The organism is Streptomyces sp. NPDC111656, from assembly GCF_055656965.1.
In genome coordinates, this window is record NZ_JBVKCA010000014.1 from 271,495 (window position 1) to 290,713 (window position 19,219).

The following is a 19,219-nucleotide window of genomic DNA, read 5'->3' on the forward strand; positions in this document are numbered from 1 at the left end:
TCACTCCCGCTTCGCGACGGTCACCGCGGCCGGCCTGAGTTGCCACTCGCCGTCCCCGTAGCCGGGGCGCAGCACCTCGACGACGGTGCCCGGCTCGACGTCGGGATCTTGGACGACGCCGACCACCTCGTGCCGGGCCGGGTCGAAGGCGACGCCGGTCTCCGCCCGCCGCGGGTAGCCGAGCAGTTCGAGGACGTTCACCGCCTGGTCGCGTACGGCCCGGATGCCCTCCACGATCGCGCCCGGATCGGCCCCGGCGTGGGTCAGGGCGAGTTCGAGGTTGTCGAGGACGGGCAGGAAGGCGGCCGCCGTGCGGGACCGCTCGACCGCCCGTTCGCGCTCCAGTTCCCTGGCGTGACGCTTGCGAAAGTTGTCGAGGTCGGCGAGTGCGCGCCGCCAGCGGTCCTCCAGTTCCTGGATCGCGGTCGTGTACTTGTCCTCGGCAGGCGCGGGGCCGGCGGCGTCGGGTCCCGGCTCGCCGTTCGCCGCTTCCGGCCGGGTTGGCGGGCCTGGTTGCGGCAAATCCCCGCGAGGAGGGCGTACGGCGCCTTCCGGGACCGGTTCGACCGGATCCGACCCGGCCCGGTCGGGTTCCTGGGGGTGGGTGGGCATGGCGCGCCTCAGCCCTTGTCGAACTCGGCGTCGATGACATCATTGTCACCGGCACCGCCACTCGTGGGACCGCCGGTGGCGGCGTCCTGGCCGGGACCGCCCGTGGCAGCGGCGCCCTGATGGGCCGCCAGCCCGGCGAGCACCTGCTGGAGTTCGGAGGTCAGGGGCCGCACGCGCTCCACGCCCGCCTCTTCCTTGACCGCCGCCCGGGCGTCGGACACGAGCATCTCGGCGCGTGCCTTCTCGTGCGCGGGCACTGCGTCGCCCAGTTCTGCGAGGCGCTTCTCGACCTGGTAGGCGATCGCGTCGAGTTCGTTGCGGGCGTCGACGGCCTCGCGGAGTGCCTGGTCCTGGCCCCGGTTACGCTCGGCCTCCTGGACCATGCGTTCGACCTCACTGCGGTCCAGGTTGGAGCTCTCGCTGATGGTGATGCCCTGTTCCTTGCCGGTGTCCCGATCGCGGGCCCTGACGTTGAGGATGCCGTTGGCGTCGATGTCGAAGGTGACCTCGATCTGTGGTTCGCCCCGCGGCGCCGGCCGGATGTCGGTGAGCTGGAACCGGCCGAGCACCCGGTTGTCGGCGGCCCGCTCGCGCTCGCCCTGGAGGACCACCACATCGACGGCCGGCTGGTTGTCCTCGGCGGTGGAGAAGGTCTCGCTGCGGCGCACCGGGATGGTGGTGTTCCGCTCGATGATCTTCGTCATCACTCCGCCGCGCGTCTCTACGCCCAGCGACAAGGGTGTGACGTCGAGCAGCAGGACGTCCTTGACCTCGCCCTTGAGCACCCCGGCCTGGATCGCGGCGCCCAGCGCCACGACCTCGTCGGGGTTGACGCTCATGTTGGGGTCCTTGCCGCCGGTCAGCCGTCGCACCAGCGCCTGGACGGCGGGGATGCGGGTGGAGCCGCCTACGAGGATGACCTCGTCGATGTCGCTCTCGCCGACCTTGGCGTCGGCGATTGCCTGCTGGACCGGTCCCAGGCAACGCTCCACCAGGTCGCCGGTGATCTGCTCGAACGTGGACCGCATGATCGAGTCGGTGAGGTGCTTGGGACCCGAGGCGTCGGCGGTGATGAACGGCAGGCTGACCTGCGTCTGTGTCACCGAACTGAGCTCGGTCTTGGCCTTCTCCGCCGCCTCGAACAGTCGTTGCAGCGCCTGCGGGTCCTTGCGCAGGTCGATGCCGTTCTCCTTCTGGAAGTCGTCCGCGAGGTAATCCACCAGACGCCGGTCGAAGTCGTCGCCGCCCAGGTGGCTGTCGCCGGCGGTGGAGCGCACCTCCACCACGCCGTCGCCGACGTCGAGGATGCTCACGTCGAAGGTGCCGCCGCCCAGGTCGAAGACGAGGACGGTCTCGTGCTCCTTCTTGTCCATGCCGTACGCGAGGGCGGCCGCCGTCGGCTCGTTGATGATCCGCAGCACCTCCAGTCCCGCGATGCGTCCGGCGTCCTTGGTGGCGGTGCGCTGAGCGTCGTTGAAGTAGGCGGGCACCGTGATGACCGCCTCCGTGACCCGCTCCCCGAGCTGCTTGGAGGCGTCGTCGGCGAGTTTGCGCAGCACCTGTGCGCTGATCTCCTCAGGCGCGTACAGCTTGTCGCGCACCTTGAAGCGGGCCGCCCCGCCGTCGCCCTCGACGACGTCGTACGCCACCGCCCTGGCCTCGTCGGAGATCTCGTCGAAATGCCGGCCGATGAACCGCTTGGCCGAGTAGATGGTGCCCTTGGGATTGAGGATTGCCTGGCGCCGGGCCAGCTGGCCCACCAGACGTTCCCCGGTGTCGGTGAAGGCCACCACGGACGGTGTCGTGCGGTTGCCCTCGCTGTTGGGCACGACGGACGGCTCGCCGCCCTCCCACACGGCGATCACCGAGTTGGTGGTGCCCAGGTCGATGCCCACTGCCTTGGCCATGAGGAACTCCTCCTGGTACGGCGCCTGCGTCGACTCTCCGGACCGCGTTCGTTCAGGTAGGGGTGGGACCTCCGCCGGTGGTCTGCAGCCCGCCGATCAGCCCTCAAGCCTCGTCGGAGACCTCCTCGTCCACGACGACCTCGTACCGGCTCGGCTGCATCGAGCAGAGCGAGGCGAAATCCCAGCGACCACCCTGCAGGGCGTGCAGCAGCATGCCGGACAGCGCGCCGATGATCGCTCCGAAGACCAGCCCGTACAGAGCGAGGAGCAGGGCGGAGACGACGGGGTCGAGCCAGTTCACAAGGCCGAACAGCCAGCCGATCAGGACACCGGGGAGCGCACCGCTCGCCGCTCCGTGAAGCGCGGCCCTGCCGTAGTCCATCCGGCCGATCACCTGCTCGACCAAGCGCAGGCCCTGGCCGATGACCGCCGCTCTCTCCACGGGAAACCCGTGGTCCGAGAGGTGGTCAACGGCGCGTTCGGCTTCCCGGTACGTCTTGTACGAGGCAACCGGCCCACGATGCTGCTCGGTCATCGCCCAGCCCTTCCTGCCGGTGCGCATGGACGGTTTCGAACACTCCCCAGGGTGGCGAGCCGAGTGGCTCCACGCCTGCGCCTGGCGTGTCAGAAATGCACGGGTCCGGTCGCCCCACGAGTACGAGAGGAAGAATCCGAACATCTCGGATGAGCCGGCCCGAGAGCGGGTACCACCGCTCGCCTGTAGGCTCGAGGAGAACGGAGTGATCCCATGGCCGGCAGCCGGGCGCACAACCTGTACTGCCGCCGCTCCGACCGGGAGGGCAGCCTTCCGCGGGGCAGCGGCGGGCGGCATCACACGGCCGCGCGGAGAGGGCCCCGCTCACCCGCTCCAACCCCGGCCGACCATGCCCCCCACAAACTGATGGTGCTCTCCCGCGCCCTGTTCGACACCCCGGACGAAGGCGAGATCCTAAGCCTGGCCATGGACCACATAGCCGCCGCAGGGCCTTACAGCGCCGAGGCCGGATACCTCAGGGTGGACGGCGAGCTGGTCCCCAGGCCGCGGGACGGGCAGATCCGTGCCTCGGCCGTGGACCGTAGGGTGCGGGAGCTGAACGGGCAAGACGGCCCTGTGACCGTACCCGGCCGGCCCTGGGGCTGGGCCCTGGGGCTGCGCGGACTCGAGAGACTCCACGGCTACCTCGTGGTGACGTCCCGCTCCCGGCCCACCGAGGCCGAGCGATCCCTGCTCGCCACGCTCGTCCGGCACACCGCTGCTGCACTGTCAGTCGCCTTCGCACACCGCCGCCAACGCGAGGACGCGCTGGAACTGCACCGACTGAGGGACGAACGCACAGCCCTCCAGCGGCAGCTGATCTCCGTCGTGGCTGAGCTGGGGTACCAGCGAGCCGTTCACGCGCTCATGGCCGACGTCGCTGCCTCGAGCGGCGGCGAGGAAGCCATCACCCGCGCACTGCACAGGCTCACTGGGCTCCCCGCGCTGGTCGAGGACCGCTTCGGTCGGCTGAGGTCCTGGACCGGCCCCAGCCGGCCCGACCCCTATCCCGAACCGGACCCCGTGCGCCAGGACGAAATGCTGCACGCCGTCGCCCGTCAGGCCGGGCCGGTGCGGATAAAGGACCGGCTGATCACTCTGGTCCGCCCGCACGGCGAGATCCTGGGCGTGCTGGCCCTGGTCGATGCCCGGGACGAGGCCGACGAGCACACCGTGCTCGCGCTGGAACACGCCGCCACGTCACTCGCCCCGGAGCTGACGCACCTGCGCAATCTGGCAGAAGTGGAGCTGAGGCTGCACCGCGAGCTGGTCGACGACCTCCTGGCAGGGACGGACGAGGCGAGCGCCTACGCCCGGTCCGAGGCGGTCGGACACGACCTGCACCGCAGCCACTACGTCGTCGTGGTGCAGTGGTCGAACCGGACTGCGGACGATTCCTTCTCGCAGACCGTGGGCCGGGCGGCCTCTGCCGTGGGCATGCGCTCGCTGCTGACCCGACGTTCCGACCACGTGGTCCTGGTCGCCGACGACAGGCCGCACGCCCGCGCGCTGTACGAGGCGCTCGCCCGGGAGACCGGGACACGGTCCGGGACGATCGGGGTGAGCGCCCCTTGCGACTCCCTGGACGACATCCCCCACCGCTACCAGGAGGCGCAGCGGGCCCTGGAAGTGCGCCGCTACTCCCGCGAGCGCTACGGCACGACGTTCTTCGACGAGCTTGGCCTCTACCGCATCCTGGGACCTGGCAACGATTACCGGGAACTAGAGACGTTCGTCCACGAGTGGCTCGGGCAGCTCATCGACTACGACTCTCTCCACCACGCGGCCATGGTGGAGACCCTGTCCCGGTACTTCGACTGCGGCGGCAACTACGACGAGACCGCCGAATCCCTCGCGATCCACCGCAGCACGCTGCGCTATCGGCTCCAGCGCATCCGCGACATCAGCGGCAACGACCTCGCGAACGTCGAGGACCGGCTCAACCTCCAGGTGGCGACCCGAGTGTGGAAGATCGTGCTGGGCGGACCCGGCTGATGTCCCGCTAGAACTGTTGCACGAGCGGTGCCGGCGGCAGTTGGTCGGGCTGCCCTGTTACGGGAGTGTCTGATCAACGGCGGATCTGCTGATCAAGGGAGAGACGCCAAGTGAGCGAGACGATCGGGCACGAGTCCGTGGAGGAGTCGGCCCTTCGGCGGCAGGTCGTGCGGAAGGTAGGCCCACTGGCAGCCGGTCCGGCCCTGGTAGAGGATCGCGTGCACGATCTCCCGCATCGCGTAGGAGCCCTGGTGGCCGCTCACCGAACGGTGCCGGTCCTTCCACGCCGTGATCACCGGCTCGATCAACAACCACTGCCCATCCGATAAGTCGCTTGGGTACGGCTTGCGTTCACTCTCTCACCCCGCCACCCCAACAGACCACCAGCTGCGGACCAGCGGATTCCGCCCGCACCTACACCATCAGGCGACGCCAGAAACACTCAAAGACTCACGAACCGCCCTCTCAGGTCGGCGCGCCCAAGGGGATCGCCGACGGCGGTCCAATGACCTCTCACTCGGCTACGGCGCCAGCCACATCGCATGCGGGGCCGCGCTCCTCGTCGTGGTTGTTCGGCCAGATCGCCCCTGGTCGCCTGCGACGTCACCAAGCCGATGGGCTGCAGAGGGAGGGGACTATCACCGCGCACGGCGGGCAGCGCCATGGGCGTGCGGCTGACGGCAGCAGGGGACGGAACAAGGCACCATGCCCACCTTCGTCGCGAGTACATCCGCCCACGGTCGCGCCCGGCCGGTTGGTCTGGTTCCAGCCTCAGACCCACACGGCCCAGGGTCTGGCCACCGGGCCACGTGGATGGCTCACTGGCATCGCGTCGGCAGGCCGCACCAGCAGATGGCGCACTTTCTTCCCCGCTGGGTTCACTTCCTATGGGCAGGCTCTCGCGGCCCACGCCGCAAAGAGCCTGCCGCGAGGCACCGGAAGGGGTTTTGCGGCCGCACACCAATACGGTCAGTGGTTTCCGTGGGCGCTGTCCGATGCGCCCGCGAAAAGGCGCGCCACGGCGCGGAAAGGCAACGTCACGACAGTGGCGATGGCGCTGCCGATCTTTCCCAGAACGTCTGCGACAGCCTTCAACATAGCGGGCCTTTCATCCATTCGTTCACGAGAAGAGCTTGCTTTTCTCGCCGTCTATCCCGCGCTCTCGGCGACTCGAAATGCGGACGTTTCCTGATTCGCGGGACCGGCGCGGTTGAATCGGTGCCCCGGGCGCGAGTGGACAAGGCGCCGAGTCGACCCACCTCACCGAAGAATCCCTGGCGCAGATCATGATCGATCTCGGGGTGCCCACCGACCATTCCAAGGTCGAACTCGGCTGGCTCGCGGAAATGGCCGGCCACCTCAAGCCCAACGGCCACCTCTTCTCCCGCTCACCGCTCAGCGACGTCCTGGAACTGGAATCCATGCTCCTGGGCGTCCAGGGCAAAGCATCGTGCCGGCGCACCCTGCGCGCCCTGTCCGAGACCGATGAACGGCTCTACGCCGAGCACCTGGACACGCTGCTGGAGCGCGCCGACCGCCAAGCGCGCTTCTGGAGGAGATGCGCATCAAGGCAACCACCCGCAGCGTGTGCCGGCTGACCAATGCCGTCGGTGGGCTGGGGCAGCCGTGCCCAGCTGAGAAACCGTGACACTTTCGCGAGAAGTGTCGCGCTTTTCCGGGCCGGTGGCCCGGCCGCGTCGGATTCGCCGACAGCGTCAGAGGCTGAGTCGACGAGGCGGGGTTTCGGGCGGGTCGTGCCGTGTCCGGGCGGGCTGCCCGTGCGCGCTCTACAGCGCGTCCCTGGGGATCGACTCGTTCCAGGTGCGGGAGACGACGCGTCGACCGCGCTCGTAGGCGTCCAGCGTGGCGTTGATGTGGAACTCCTCGGTGTCGCAGGTCAAAGTGGTGCTCGTGCGGACTTGTACGTCCCAGTCCTTGCGCCGGAAGCTCATGGTCCACGTCGACTCACCGGTCGGTGAGGTGAAGTCGTCGGCGACCGAGGTGTATTGCTCGTGGGCACGGCAGCCGACGTCCAGGTCCATCGCGTTGAAGTGGACCGTGCCGCGGTCCTTGACGATGTTCAGCGCCGCGCCGTAGTCGATCAGGTCGCGGGTGACCTCCCAGCGCTGCTCGGGCGGCGTCATCTGTGTCGTGGTGATGGGGGTCGTGCCCTCGGGAGCCTCGAAGGGGGCCGACGCGTCCGGCTCGGCTGCCGGACGGACCGGCAGGACGAGGCGGCACGGCTGCTCGTGCACGGTCAGGAGCGTGGGCCGTGGCGGTGGCCAGGCCAACGGCCAGTACGACGTGGACAGTGAAAGCCTCACGCGGTGGCCCGGCGGGAAGGCCTGCGCCACACCGTTCAGGTGGAGCGTGGCCCGGTGGCGTCGGCCCGGTTCCAAGGGGGCGGGCTCGTCTGTGCTGTCCCGACGGGTGAGGTTGAGGACGCCGTATGTGACCCGGGTGGCGCTGCCGTCCGGGGCCACGTCCGACAGACGGGCGGCCACCATGGCCACGGGCTGGTCCGCGCTCACCTCCAGTTCGACGCATGGGGCCCCGAGGATCTCCAGCCGGTCCGTCAGCGGTTCGGTCTCGTACACCAGCGAGCCGCCGTCCTCCTCGCGCTGGTCGTAGGGCAGGTCTGGTGGGGCGTTGTAGGAGGCCCACTTTCCGGCGAACTGGCCCACGGACAGCGGGGATCGTACCGTCTGGCTCCCCGCGTCGTAGGGAGCCTCGTCCTCGGCGGTGAGGTGGCGGGAGCGCAGCGCGTAGGCGGTGTCGCGAACGTGCGGCGAGGGCCATGTCGGCTCGCCGATCCAGCGGCCGGGGCGATCCTCGTACGAGGTGGAGGGCGGCACGCTGTCCTGCATCCACGCCCGGAGCATCGGACCGTCCATCGCCCTGTTGTCCGCTCCCTTCAGCCAGTGGTCCCACCAGCTCACCACTTCCTGGAGGTAGCCGATGGCGGGTCCGGGCTCGCCCAGGTGCGGGTACTTGTGGGACCAGGGGCCGATCAGCCCCTTGCGCGGCACGTCCAGGTGGGCGAGGAGGCGGGTCACCGCGTTGGAGTAGCCGTCGGCCCAGCCGCTGGAGGCGAGGACGGGGCAGCGTACGGCGGCGTAGTCCTCGCACACTGAAGCGCGCCGCCAGTAGCTGTCGCGTCGCTGGTGGCGCAGCCAGTTCAGGACCCACGGTTCGGCGGCTTCCAGACGTTCGTGCCACAGCGCGCGCCAGCGGTCGCCGACGGCGGACGGGTCCGGCGGGCACGTGGCGTAGGCGAACATGGTGCCCGCTTCGGCGAGGTTGTCGGACAGCATCGCGCCGCCCATGTAGTGCATGTCGTCGGCGTAACGGTCGTCGGTGAACGAGGAGATGACGATGGCCCGCAGACTCGCGGGTCGCCGAGCGGCCACCTGCAGCGCCGCGAACGCCCCCCAGGAAATGCCCATCATCCCGGTCGTGCCGTCGCACCAGGGCTGCGCGGTCAGCCAGTCGAGCACCGCCTCGGCGTCGCTCTGTTCGACTTCCAGGTATTCGTCGGTGAGTACGCCCTCGGAGTCGCCGGTGCCGCGCAGGTCGACGCGGACACACGCGTAGCCGTGCCCGGCGACGTAGGGGTGGTGGATCGAGTCGCGGACCGAACTCAGATCGCCCTTGCGGTACGGGATGCACTCCAGGATCGCCGGGACGGGGGAGTCGTCCGAGGACACCGGGCGCCAGATACGTGCCGAGAGGTGGACGCCGTCCGGCATCGGGATCCTGACGCGGTCCTCCTGCCTCGTGGTGTGGGGGAGGTTCTCGATGTATCGCATGCGTCCCTCAGGTCGTACGGTCGGTCGGGTAGTTGAAGGCGAGTCGTAGCGCGGCGACGCAGCGGTCGTACTTCTCGCGCAGCTCGTGTTCGTCGGCGCCTCCGGTAAAGATGTGCGCCACCTCGTAGCTGTAACTGTCCTGCTGGTCCATGTCCGACAGGCGTTGCCCCTCGTCCGGCACGACGTCGATGCGGACGCCGGGTATCTGCTTCTCGATGCGGGCCAGTTGCTCGGGCGACGGCACCGCGCGCACGACTCCGTCGGTGAACCAGCGGTGGTACCACTTGGCGGCCAGGGCGTGCGGGCCCTGCCGGAACGGCATCGCCGGATCCTGGCCCAGGGCGAGGGCGAGCATGCAGTGGTGGTTGGGCACGCCGTCGACGTAGGCGAAGAGCTCCGCGTGCGCCTGGGAGTGGCGAGGGTTGATCTCCAGGATCGAGATCCCATCCGTGGCCGGATCGTAGAAGAACTCGATGCTGAAGGTCGCCTGCCGCCAGCCGATGTGTCGCATGACCCGGCTCGACACCTCGCGCAGGCGTCGCTGTACCGGATCCGGCAGGGCCGAGGGGTACTGGTGGCGCAGGAAGCTGGTGGAATCCGCGTAGTTGATCGAGTCGAGGACGCCGTACACGGTGATCTCGCCGTCGTGCTCGTACCCCTCGACCGCGACCTGGACACCGCCCAGCGTCTCCTCGGCGAGGCAGACCTGGCCGCCGACCCCGGCCATCTCCTGCGGCAGGTCGAGCTGGTCCAGGATGTACTCGAAGGGGCGGCCGACCCGGTGGATGCCCTGGACGACGTGCTCCACGGCCGTGCGGAACTCGTCCATGTCCCGTACCCCGTAGGCGAGTTCGGAGGAGTACGACAGCGCCGGCTTGAGCCACATCGGGAAGCGCACACCCTCCGGTGGCTGCGGGGCGACCGCGTCGAGATCCACCTGGCCGAAGCGCGGATGCTCTGCGACCACCTCCTGCTGCACGAGGCGGCTCCAGTACTTGTGCTCGCACTTGACCACCGATTCCAGGCTGGTGGCGCGCGTCCCGTATTCCTGCGCGAGCAGCGCGACGAGCGTGCTCACCGGGAAGTCCCAGTAGCCGACGATTGCGTCGATCGGCCCGTCGAAGCCGTCCAGCACGTGCCGGGCCCGGTCGATTAGGTCCGGTACGGCCACCTCGCCGTGCTGGAGCTCCCGGATGGTCAGGAGGCGGTGGAAACGCAGTTCTTCGGCATGGGGGACGGCCTGAAGGGTGTGCAGATTGGCCTCGTCGAGACCGACGACGAAAACGTTGCGGGGGCGTGGGTTCACCGACGGCTCCTGGGGTTGGTGTACGGAGCCGGGCGTGTACCCGCAGGACGACGAGGCACACGACGAGAGACGCGACGGCGTCACAGACCTACGGTCACGTTCATGCTGCTCTCCGGAACAGGATGGACGGCAGCTCGACGCCGGCGGCCCTGGACGACGCTCATCACCGAACAGCGGGCCCGGGCACCCCGGCGGGGGTGCGGAGCGCGCTGCGGTCGGCGTCCCAGGCCCGGAGGTCTTCCGTGTCGAGCCGGTCCTCCAGCAGGACGGTCGCTTGAATGCCGAAGACGATGTCGGGTTCCAGGCCGGGCTCGTTCTCCAGGAGGCCGCAGATCACGTCGTGGCCTGCGACCTGCTCGTGGACGGCGTCCGCTTCGACGTGCTCGTCGTAGAAGCGTGCGGCGGCGAGCCCGGCGTCGGCGCGGCGCATCGCCTTGGCCAGTCGGCGCGAGCCCGGTGAGGACGTCACCTCGACGGGGGCGAAGTGTCCGACGAGCGCGCCGCGCAGGGCCCGGTGCAGTCCGAGAAGGTACATGAGGTTGACAGTGGCGAGTGCCTCGGCGGGGGCCGCGTCGAGGTAGTGGCCGTAGGCGGTCTCCAGGCCGAGGTCCGCCATGAGGTCGGCGAAGAGCCGGGCACGGATGTCGTCCGCGCGCCCGGCGCCGAACTCGTCGAACTCCACCGCCGCCGTCGCCGCCTTGGCACGCCCGTACAACCGGGGGATGACCCAGGCGTGCGGATCCGCCTCCTTGAGGTGGTAGAGCGAGCGAAGCGCCGAGTACTCCCTGAGTTCGGGCAGACCGCCCTCGTGCTGGAGGCAGTGCGTGACGCTGGTGACGGGGTCGCCGACGGGTTCCGTCAGCAACTCGTCGAGGGCCTGCTGTAGCGGTACGGGGCCGGGCACATCGGGGCGCAGGGCGGCGAGGAAGCGTCGTTCGAGCGCGCGGCGCAGGGTCAGGAGGTCCGGGTCTCTCTCGTGGCCGTCGTCGACGCCGTGAAAGCCTGGTAGTGCGGTTCGTACAGGAGGTAGAGGGCGAGTTGTAGATCCTCCCCGTACGGGTCGGCGCCGCCTGTCTCTTGCAGCGGCGGCGCGGTTCCTTGGCGGAGCGTGGCGGTGACGGCAGCGGACAGTGTTCCTCGCGGGGAGGGCAGAGGCGGGCTGTCGAGCCGGGCTTCCCGATGGGCGGGCATCACTCGCCCTCCTTCGGTACCGGTGTTTCTTCGTTGTCGGTGGCCGGGGAGGGAGACCTCTGGCCTCGCGGCTTCTCATGCCGGCGGTGGCTGGTGTCGCACCAGGGGGAGGCGCGGCTGCGTCGGCAGGTGCAGATTGCGACGGCGAAGCGTCGTGAGACGACGAGGGTGCCGTCGTCCGTGATCACCTCGACCGGCCTCTCCACGAGCAGGGGTCCTTCGGGGTCGACCCGGATGCGGCGCGGGCGTTCAGGCGTGCTCGGCACGGATGACTACTACTTCTTCCAGGTTTTCGCCGGTCATCAGGCCTTCATGGCGCAGCCACGGGAGCCGGGACCGCCGCACCGGTCCGAGGGGAATCAGTGCGCGATCGGCGACCGTCGCCTTCATCCCGGCACTTTCGAGCCGTTCCAGGGTGGCGTCGGTACCGCACAGGCCCGAGTGAACGAGGAGGAGGGCTCCGCCGGGCCGCAAGGCGGAGGGCGCGGCGTCGCAGATCCGGTCCACGAGCGCGCGGCCGTCGCGTCCCGCGTCCCAGGAACGGGCCGGGCCTCGTCGGGGCAGGCGGTCGGTGGGGGAGGGGACATAGGGGGATTGCCGACGACGAGGTCGAAGAGGCGGCCGGGGACGGCATCCGTGAGATCTCCGCCGCGTACGACGACGCGCTGCCGGGCGGCCTGCGCATTGACGCGCGCGGTGAACACCGCGCGCCAGGAGATGTCCACGGCCGTCACGCGCGCTCTCAGCCGGGCCGCCGCCACCGAGAGGGCTCCGGTCCCGGTTCCCAGATCCAGTACCTGCGATCCGGGAGCCACGCCCTCGCGGCACCGGGCCCGCGTAAGGAGTCAGGTGTCGTGCTCTGGCCGGTAGACCCCGGGCGGCGCGATGAGAAGAGTCGGCGTGGGGAGCGGGAGAGCTTCGGTGGTCATGTGCACCAACGGTGCGTGAGCGGCTCGTGAGACGACTCGGTCCACTCCTGCCCCACTCTTCGCTCAACGGGTGCCCCTCCTCGCTCGGTGGCGGGGGCTGGGTGATCAGGCGGAGACAATCACGGACGGCCGACGGGACGGAGCAGTCCCTTTGGCGCCATACCGCCGACCGTGCGGGCGTCACAGGCGTCCCGCGAGCGAGGCGGATCCCGTTCGGCACTCGGGTCTGTTGTTGCCCTGAAGTGGGGGTGCACACCTTTGTCCGAGGCTCGGCACGTGCCGGCGCTCTCGCCCGGCACACGGCCTGCCGGTCGCCGTATCACAGCGTGTGTGCCGACAAGGACGCGCGTCCTTCCAGATCAGGCAGCCTCGTACTCGTGCGCCCGATCACCTTTCCACTCCACCCACACCGGATCGTCGAGGACGTCCTCACCGAACGCCAGACCGGCCCGGCGCAGGAACTTCACGACGTCGTGGTCGGAGTGGGCCAGGCCGACGATCTCACTGCGCACGACGACCGGACGACCGCCCGTCCTGAGCGGCCGGTGCACGACTATCGGTGTCCCTGCCATGGCTCCAGCGTGTGGCAGTACGGCTTCACATGCCACATCGGATCTGTCGCAAAAGGCGAGTCACGCGCACCGGCGCCACCACCGGCTTCCATGTCGTGGTGGGGAGGTCCTGGACGAGACGGTCGACTACATACCGTAGAACCACGGCCGGAAAACACCCGCATGACATATGGCCAGGGGGGCAGACGGTCTTCCGGAATGGGGAATCGGCATGGCTGTGTTGATTCTTGTACTTCTCCTTGCGCTGATATCGGGTAGTGCCGGATTCGCTCTTCGCGTTCTGTGGTGGATCACCGTCGTCGTGGATATTCTGTGGCTCCTGGGATTCGTGCGGCGTGTAGCCGAAATTTAAATGGTGTGGGACGGAAAACGGCGGGCACTCGACCCACCGAGGAGCGCCCACCGGAATAGCGGACGGGCTTCCTCGGTATTCACACACTGCAAGGGGAGGTTTTGCATGACGGACAACATGTGGGGTTACCCGGCCGAGTCGGGTCACCAGACGGGTACGGATCTGACCGGGTTCAAGGTCGAGGCGAGCGACGGTTCGATCGGCAAGGTCGACAAGCACTCCGAGGACGTCGGCGCCGCGTACATCGTCGTCGATACCGGCGTGTGGATCTTTGGCAAGCAGGTTCTGCTCCCTGCCGGTGTCATCTCGTCCATCGACGTCGCGGAGCGGATGATTCACGTCGGCCGCACCAAGGACGAGATCAAGAACTCCCCCGAGTTCGACAAGGACAAGCACGCCGGTGACCCGGGCTACCACGAGCAGGTCGGCGGCTACTACGGAGGCCACCGCGCCTGACCGTCATTCCGCAGTAAGTAGGGGCGGGCACCGGCGTTCTGCCGGTGCCCGCTCTCCGTACGACGCTGGCGCGGAATCGGAGGGACCGTTGACCGCGGCAATCCCCGGCCAGTCTCGGGAGGGACGGCGATGGCCGGAATCATCGTCGGCCACGCGGGTACCTGCACCTTGCACCGGCCTTGCCCGAGGAAGTGAGAACGCTTTGGGCGATCGCTGTCCGGAAGCCCCCGGTAAGAGAGGGGGCCGGGACCCGGGCCGAGACGGACGAGGCGGGCACCGGGCGGAGGGGCGCCGCGCATTCCGACAGTGCACGGCCGGGGCATCCCGTGCCCGACGAACCGCTCGGCTGAGGCTCCGCGCGCCGCGGGAGCCGAGGGGGGCGACCCTGGAAGGACCGCCCCGCGACCGTCACCACGAGTCACCACGAGGCGGGTCGCCGGAGAGGACACCGGATGGATGCGCGTACCTGGGCCAGTGACCGGCTCGCCTGTCGGCAGCCGGCGGGATCCGCCCCGCCGGCACGTGGCCGTGCGGCCTTGTCCACCCGCCCGCGGCTGGTCGGGCCGCGTGCCCACACCGTGAACGGATGCGTCCGATCATCCACGCCCCGTCCGACCCAAGGAGAGCGACCCTGATGGCCACCGTGTCCCTCACCGGAGCATCCAAGGAGGACGCCGCCACCGTCTTCGGCGTCCTGCGGACCGCGTTTCCCACCGACCGTTCCTCCGGCGATGTGCCCCAGGAGCAGTCCGGCGGCCAACCCGCCGTGTGGAGCGCGGAGTTCGAGCCGACGCAGGAGTGGACGCCGCCTGATCCGGTTGCCCTGGAGGGCTCGGTCACCGCCACCCTGCAGGGCGGCTATGTCGCCGTGGACCAGCTGTTCGAGGCCCTGAGCACCGCGTTCGCCGTACATCAGTGGGGCGCGGCGTCGGGAGACCAGGAGAAGGAGGTCGACCTGAGTCTCGGGACGAAGGGGTGATGGGACGGGAGACCGTTCGAACCACGAGGAGATGAGCGCCATGGTGCAGATCGGGTACACGATGATGACCGAGCAAGCCGGTCCGCGGGAGCTGGTGGGGCATGTGGTTGGTGCCGAGCGTGCCGGCTTCGACTTCTCGGTCACGTCCGACCATTACTTCCCCTGGCTGGAGTCCCAGGGGCACGCCCCCTACGCATGGAGCGTCCTCGGTGCAGCCGCGCAGGCCACCGAGCGCATTCCCCTGATGACGTACGTGACGTGCCCGACGAACCGCTATCACCCGGCGGTCGTCGCCCAGAAGGCCGCGACGATGCAGCTCCTGTCCCAGGGAAGGTTCCGTCTGGGGCTGGGCTCCGGGGAGAATCTCAACGAGCATGTGGTGGGGGGTGGTTGGCCCGCAGCGCATGTCCGGCTGGCGCTGTTGGAGGAGGCTGTGGAGATCATCCACGCGCTCTTCGCGGGGGAGAACGTGAACCACCACAGTGTCCACTTCGACGTGGAGAACGCCACGTTGTGGGATCTGCCGGACACATCCCCGCCGATCGGCGTCGCCGTCTCGGGCGACCGCTCGTGCGAACTCGCCGGCCGTCTCGCCGACTTGGTGATCGCCACAGAACCGAAACCGGAACTGATCTCCGCGTTCGACGGGTACGGCGGCGCGGGCAAGCCCAAGGTCGGTCAGCTGCCGATCTGTTACGACACCGACCGCGGCGCGGCGATCGTCCGCGCCCACGACCAGTTCCGCTGGTTCAGCGGCGGCTGGCCGGTCAACTCCGAACTGCCCGGACCTGCCGCGTTCGCGGGCGCCACCCAGTTCGTACGGCCCGAGGACGTGGCCCAGTCCATTCCGTGCGGCGACGACGTTCAGGCGGTCGTCGAGGCTGTACGCCCTTACGTCGACGCGGGGTTCACCGAGGTCGCGCTCGTCCAGATCGGCGGCGACCACCAGGAGCCGTACCTGCAATGGGCCGAACAGAAGTTGCTGCCCGCCCTCCGCGAACTGTGAGCGTGCGATGACCACGAAACGCGCCGCGATCTTCGACGTCGACGGAACGCTCGTCGACACCAATCACCTGCACGTCGTCACCTGGTGGGAGGCGTTCAGACAGGGCGGTCACCGCGTTCCCATGCGGGAGATCCACCGCGCCGTGGGCCTCGGCAGCGACGACCTGATCGAGCACCTGCTCGGGAAGGACCGCGACCCCGACGAGGACAAGCAGTTCGTCGCGGCACACCACGCCCTCTACGCCACCTACTTCGACCGGTTGCCGGCGCTGGACGCGGCGGGCGACCTGCTGCGCGCACTGGCCGGACGGGGCTGGACGATCGTCCTGGCGACTTCGGCGAGCGGCACGGAACTCTCGGCGCTGCGACGTGCCATCGACGCCGACGACGTCATCCTTGGAGCGGCCAGCGCTGACGACGTCTCCGACGGCAAGCCCGCCCCCGACCCCGTCCGACAGGCCAGGGAACTCGCAGACGTTCCGGGCGAACGAGCCGTGTTCGTCGGCGACACCGTCTGGGACATGAAGGCCGCCGTACGGGACGGAGTGGTCCCGGTGGCGGTGCTGTCCGGCGGGATCCCGCGTACGGACCTGGAGACAGCCGGCGCCCACGCGGTCTACCGGGACCCCGCCGACCTCCTCGAACACCTAGACACCGGCGTCTTCGCCGACCGGTAGTGACCCGAGCCCCGTGCGAAGAACAGGGGAAGTGGTCCTGAGGGGGGCGCCGGGCAGTTGGTGCCGGGCGGCGGCGAGGTCGACATCGACGTCCCGGGTGCCGGTAGACACACAGGGAGTGCCATGAGCGATCTCGATCCGTTCACCGACCTGATCGACTGCCCGATGTACGTCGTAACTGTCGAGGCCGCCGGTGAGATGGCCGGTTGCCTGGTCGGATTCGGCTCGCAGTGTTCGATCCGGCCCGCCCGGTTCGTGGTCTGGCTGTCCAGAGCCAACCGGACGTTCCGGGCGGCCGAACACGCCGAGCGGCTCACGGTCCATCTGCTCCGCCGTGACCAGCACCGGTTGGCCCGGCTTTTCGGCGGCGAGTCCGGCGACCACGCTGACAAATTCGCCGACGTCCCGTGGCACCCGGGGCCGGGCGGGTCTCCCGTCCTCGACGAGGTCCCGGCCTGGTTCGTCGGTCGCGTGGAGGACCGGTTCGACGGCGGCGACCATGTCGGGTTCCTTCTCGCCCCGGAGGCGGTGGAGAACGACGCGGACGGCCGAATCGCTCTGCTGTCGTTGAACGACACGCTCGACATCACCCCGGGCCACCCGGTGAACTGACCGTCAGGGCTCACGATGCGGACGGCGCTCCAGACACCTCGCCCGTATGTTCCGTACAGGACATGGACGTTGACGACATCGCCCTGATCGCAGTCCACACATGCGGGCGTGCGACGACGCCCGGCCCGTGCTCTGGGACCGCATCGGGTGGACATCAAGTGAAGGAATGAGAGGGTCAGCCGACCGGTGTGGCTGACCTCTCGGCTGTCATCGTCCGGCGATACCGCCGGGATGCGCGGCGCGGGTGGAGGAAGGTCGGGACCATGATGTCGTCGCCCACTGGGGATGCAGAACGGCGGTCGCGTGCGCGGGAGGACGGCGTCACGGTGTGGGACTGGCGGGAGCCGTCCCTCCTGTTGATCGAGGACGACCCCGTTGATGCCCTGTTGTGGAGGAACTGGTCGCCGACAGCACGCTGAACGTGCGTCTGCGGTGGCTGCGGTCGATGGCCGAGGCCGCCGAGGCGCTCGCGGCGGGGATACCCGACAGCGTGCAGCTCGATCTGCGTCTGCCGGACGCGCAGGGCCTGGAGGCGGTCTCCCGCGTCAGGGCGCACGTCGACCAGGGGGCGATCGTGGTGCTCACCGGGCTCACCGAGGAGCTGACCGGGCTGGCGGCCGTCGCCGGCGGAGCGCAGGACTACCTGGTGAAGGGGCACGTCGTACCGGGGCTGCTCGGGCGGGCGGTGCGTTACGCGATACAGCGCAAACAGGCCGAGCGGTCCGCGGTCGCCCTGCAGTCCGGCCACACGCAGGCGCGGGAGAACGCGCGTCTCGAACGAGGGCTGTTGCCATGCCCGTTACTGCGGAGCGGGGACGTCGACGTCGTTGCCCTTATCTTCCCGGGCGAGCGCAGACGCTCCTTGGCGGCGACTTCTACGACATCGTGCAGAGCGCCGACGGCACGGTGCCCGCGATGGTCGGCGACGTCTCCGGGCACGGGCCCGACGAGGCGGCCCTGGGCGTCGCGCTGCGCATCGCCTGGCGCACATTGGTGCTCTGCGGCGTCACCGGAGCCGAGCAGGTCGGGCGGCTGGAGGAGATCCCGGCGGCGGAGTGCGCCCGGGACGACGTCTTCGCGACGCTCCTCGGCCCCGCCGCCGTACCGGGCCAGGAGCGGGCCCGACTGGTACGGGCCGGCACCACGGACTGTTACTCCGCACCGGCCATGGTGTCGAGTGGGCGGAGCCGCCCGGCGGCCCGGCACTGGGGGTGATACCCGCAGGAGGGGCATGGCCGACGGCTGAGCTGGAGCTGCCGGTGGGTGCCGGGATGGTGATGTTCACCGACGGGCTGTTCGAGGGACACGTCGGCCCTGTTTCCCAGCTCCTGGGCGAGGCGGGCCTGCTCACGCTCGCTCGGGAGGAAGCCGGTCTGGCGCCGGAACCGTCTGCCGACCGCTTGATCGAGCGGGTCGGCGGGCCGGCCGAGTCGCAGGGCTGCCTGGCCGACAACGTGGCCCTGGTCCATCTGCGCTGGAACTGAGTGAGCGGGGCGAGCGGTGCCGGAACGGAGGACGACGGACGGTGCGGGCACCGGCTGGACCGGGCGCCGACTCACGGTGCAGAGCGGGTTCCCCCTCAGGACGGCTCCGTACTCACCGCAGGCTGACCTCGCACCTCTGGAAGGACTGCGACAGTGCCGGGCGTTTCACGATGACCCAGAGCTGCATAACGGAGCTCGGCGTCTTCCAGATGCATGTCTCCCAGCTGATCAACACCTCCAGCGCCACCGTGCGCGAACGCGTGCTGACCGACGCCGCCTAGCCGCGCCGGGGATGCAGACCGCCCCGCGTGACTGCTCCCGGGGCGGCCAGTGGCGGGCTCACTGCCGAACCCTCCCGGGAGCAGTTGGACAGCCGGCCGCTTCTCTTCGGACTACCGTGCTGGGCCCGCTTCAAACAACCCGCGGATCACGGATGGGACGCCGCTCCCGGAATCTCGCTGGGCCCGTACTTGTCGAGGGCCTCTTCCTAGGGCGCCCGGATGCCGGACGGGAGATCTCCGTTCCGTTCCCAGATGAGAACCAGTTCCGCGATGTTGCGCAGCTTGATGTTCGTGAGCTGGGAGACTTCACGGAGTACGGCCCACCCCTCGTCCGGCGTGACACGGCGAGGACGACCACCATGCCGATGGCCTGGTCCACCATGGCGTGCGAGGTGATGGCCTCCTCCACCTGGTCGACCATCTCCTGCAGTTCGATAATCTCCTCCTCCGCCTCCGCGGGCACGGGGGACTTCGCAGGAACACCACGTGGCTCGTCGCTTCCCGAAGGGGCATCTGA

General features: G+C 69.3%; 16 protein-coding genes and 5 pseudogenes. 9 read left to right on the forward strand and 12 right to left on the reverse strand.

What is annotated here, in order from left to right:
- The 3 genes from ACZ7M3_RS34910 to ACZ7M3_RS34920 all read right to left on the reverse strand — a co-directional run bounded on the left by ACZ7M3_RS34910 (position 1) and on the right by ACZ7M3_RS34920 (position 3,081).
- Positions 1-612: a nucleotide exchange factor GrpE gene (locus ACZ7M3_RS34910; protein WP_472068629.1), complete on the reverse strand. Its 612-nt coding sequence runs from the start codon at positions 610-612 to the stop codon at positions 1-3.
- Between the two features lie 8 nt (positions 613-620).
- Positions 621-2,519: a molecular chaperone DnaK gene (gene dnaK / locus ACZ7M3_RS34915; protein WP_472068631.1), complete on the reverse strand. Its 1,899-nt coding sequence runs from the start codon at positions 2,517-2,519 to the stop codon at positions 621-623.
- 103 nt (positions 2,520-2,622) lie between these two features.
- Positions 2,623-3,081 carry a YflT domain-containing protein gene (locus ACZ7M3_RS34920; RefSeq protein WP_472068633.1) on the reverse strand — a complete coding sequence of 153 codons (459 nt, stop codon included), beginning with the start codon at positions 3,079-3,081 and terminating at the stop codon, positions 2,623-2,625.
- A 186-nt stretch (positions 3,082-3,267) separates the two neighbouring features.
- Between ACZ7M3_RS34920 and ACZ7M3_RS34925 the strand changes: the two genes are divergently transcribed.
- A complete protein-coding gene (locus ACZ7M3_RS34925) occupies positions 3,268-5,049 on the forward strand; it encodes a PucR family transcriptional regulator (RefSeq protein WP_472068635.1) in 1,782 nt (593 codons plus the stop codon).
- 152 nt (positions 5,050-5,201) lie between these two features.
- On the opposite strand, the pseudogene ACZ7M3_RS34930 reads toward ACZ7M3_RS34925, so the two are convergent.
- Together ACZ7M3_RS34930 and ACZ7M3_RS34935 are read right to left on the reverse strand one after the other, a co-directional pair.
- Positions 5,202-5,405: pseudogene (locus tag ACZ7M3_RS34930) on the reverse strand (transposase); the annotation flags it as partial.
- Positions 5,406-6,018: 613 nt separating this feature from the next.
- Entirely contained in the window at positions 6,019-6,147 is a 129-nt protein-coding gene (locus ACZ7M3_RS34935; RefSeq protein ID WP_472068706.1) for an LPFR motif small protein, read from the reverse strand.
- 188 nt (positions 6,148-6,335) lie between these two features.
- Between ACZ7M3_RS34935 and ACZ7M3_RS34940 the strand changes: the two genes are divergently transcribed.
- The gene (locus ACZ7M3_RS34940; RefSeq protein WP_472068637.1) at positions 6,336-6,647 is read left to right on the forward strand and encodes a hypothetical protein; all 312 of its coding nucleotides are present in this window, start codon (positions 6,336-6,338) and stop codon (positions 6,645-6,647) included.
- 189 nt (positions 6,648-6,836) lie between these two features.
- Here the strand turns inward: ACZ7M3_RS34940 and ACZ7M3_RS34945 are convergent, their stop codons facing one another.
- From ACZ7M3_RS34945 to ACZ7M3_RS34970, 6 genes and pseudogenes are all read right to left on the reverse strand, one after another.
- Positions 6,837-8,858 (reverse strand): CocE/NonD family hydrolase, encoded by a 2,022-nt coding sequence (locus ACZ7M3_RS34945; RefSeq protein ID WP_472068639.1) that lies wholly within the window; start codon positions 8,856-8,858, stop codon positions 6,837-6,839.
- A gap of 7 nt (positions 8,859-8,865) precedes the next feature.
- Positions 8,866-10,164: an ATP-grasp domain-containing protein gene (locus ACZ7M3_RS34950; protein ID WP_472068641.1), complete on the reverse strand. Its 1,299-nt coding sequence runs from the start codon at positions 10,162-10,164 to the stop codon at positions 8,866-8,868.
- A 163-nt stretch (positions 10,165-10,327) separates the two neighbouring features.
- Positions 10,328-11,355: pseudogene (locus tag ACZ7M3_RS34955) on the reverse strand (iron-containing redox enzyme family protein).
- Positions 11,355-11,621, reverse strand: a complete 267-nt coding sequence (locus ACZ7M3_RS34960) for a CDGSH iron-sulfur domain-containing protein (RefSeq protein WP_472068643.1) — start codon at positions 11,619-11,621, stop codon at positions 11,355-11,357. Before ACZ7M3_RS34960 ends, ACZ7M3_RS34955 begins: the two are co-directional and overlap by 1 nt.
- A pseudogene (locus ACZ7M3_RS34965) lies at positions 11,605-12,284 on the reverse strand (HemK2/MTQ2 family protein methyltransferase). The gene ACZ7M3_RS34960 and the pseudogene ACZ7M3_RS34965 overlap by 17 nt, the downstream one beginning before the upstream one ends.
- Positions 12,285-12,643: 359 nt before the next feature.
- Positions 12,644-12,856, reverse strand: coding sequence for a hypothetical protein (locus ACZ7M3_RS34970; RefSeq protein WP_472068645.1), 213 nt, complete (start codon positions 12,854-12,856; stop codon positions 12,644-12,646).
- Between the two features lie 211 nt (positions 12,857-13,067).
- On the opposite strand from ACZ7M3_RS34970, the gene ACZ7M3_RS34975 reads away from it, so the two are divergent.
- The 7 genes and pseudogenes from ACZ7M3_RS34975 (at position 13,068) to ACZ7M3_RS35005 (ending at position 18,421) form a co-directional block, all read left to right on the forward strand.
- Positions 13,068-13,208, forward strand: coding sequence for a hydrophobic protein (locus ACZ7M3_RS34975; RefSeq protein WP_472068647.1), 141 nt, complete (start codon positions 13,068-13,070; stop codon positions 13,206-13,208).
- Positions 13,209-13,313: 105 nt separating this feature from the next.
- Positions 13,314-13,664, forward strand: coding sequence for a PRC-barrel domain containing protein (locus tag ACZ7M3_RS34980; RefSeq protein ID WP_472068649.1), 351 nt, complete (start codon positions 13,314-13,316; stop codon positions 13,662-13,664).
- Positions 13,665-14,298: 634 nt separating this feature from the next.
- A complete protein-coding gene (locus ACZ7M3_RS34985; RefSeq protein WP_472068651.1) occupies positions 14,299-14,643 on the forward strand; it encodes a hypothetical protein in 345 nt (114 codons plus the stop codon).
- Between the two features lie 40 nt (positions 14,644-14,683).
- Positions 14,684-15,649: an LLM class F420-dependent oxidoreductase gene (locus ACZ7M3_RS34990; protein WP_472068653.1), complete on the forward strand. Its 966-nt coding sequence runs from the start codon at positions 14,684-14,686 to the stop codon at positions 15,647-15,649.
- A gap of 7 nt (positions 15,650-15,656) precedes the next feature.
- Positions 15,657-16,325, forward strand: coding sequence for an HAD family hydrolase (locus ACZ7M3_RS34995; RefSeq protein ID WP_472068655.1), 669 nt, complete (start codon positions 15,657-15,659; stop codon positions 16,323-16,325).
- A gap of 123 nt (positions 16,326-16,448) precedes the next feature.
- Positions 16,449-16,937: a flavin reductase family protein gene (locus tag ACZ7M3_RS35000; RefSeq protein ID WP_472068657.1), complete on the forward strand. Its 489-nt coding sequence runs from the start codon at positions 16,449-16,451 to the stop codon at positions 16,935-16,937.
- Between the two features lie 266 nt (positions 16,938-17,203).
- Positions 17,204-18,421 (forward strand): annotated as a pseudogene (locus tag ACZ7M3_RS35005) (PP2C family protein-serine/threonine phosphatase).
- A 487-nt stretch (positions 18,422-18,908) separates the two neighbouring features.
- Here the strand turns inward: ACZ7M3_RS35005 and ACZ7M3_RS35010 are convergent.
- Positions 18,909-19,123: pseudogene (locus ACZ7M3_RS35010) on the reverse strand (ANTAR domain-containing protein).
- Positions 19,124-19,219 lie beyond the last annotated feature (96 nt).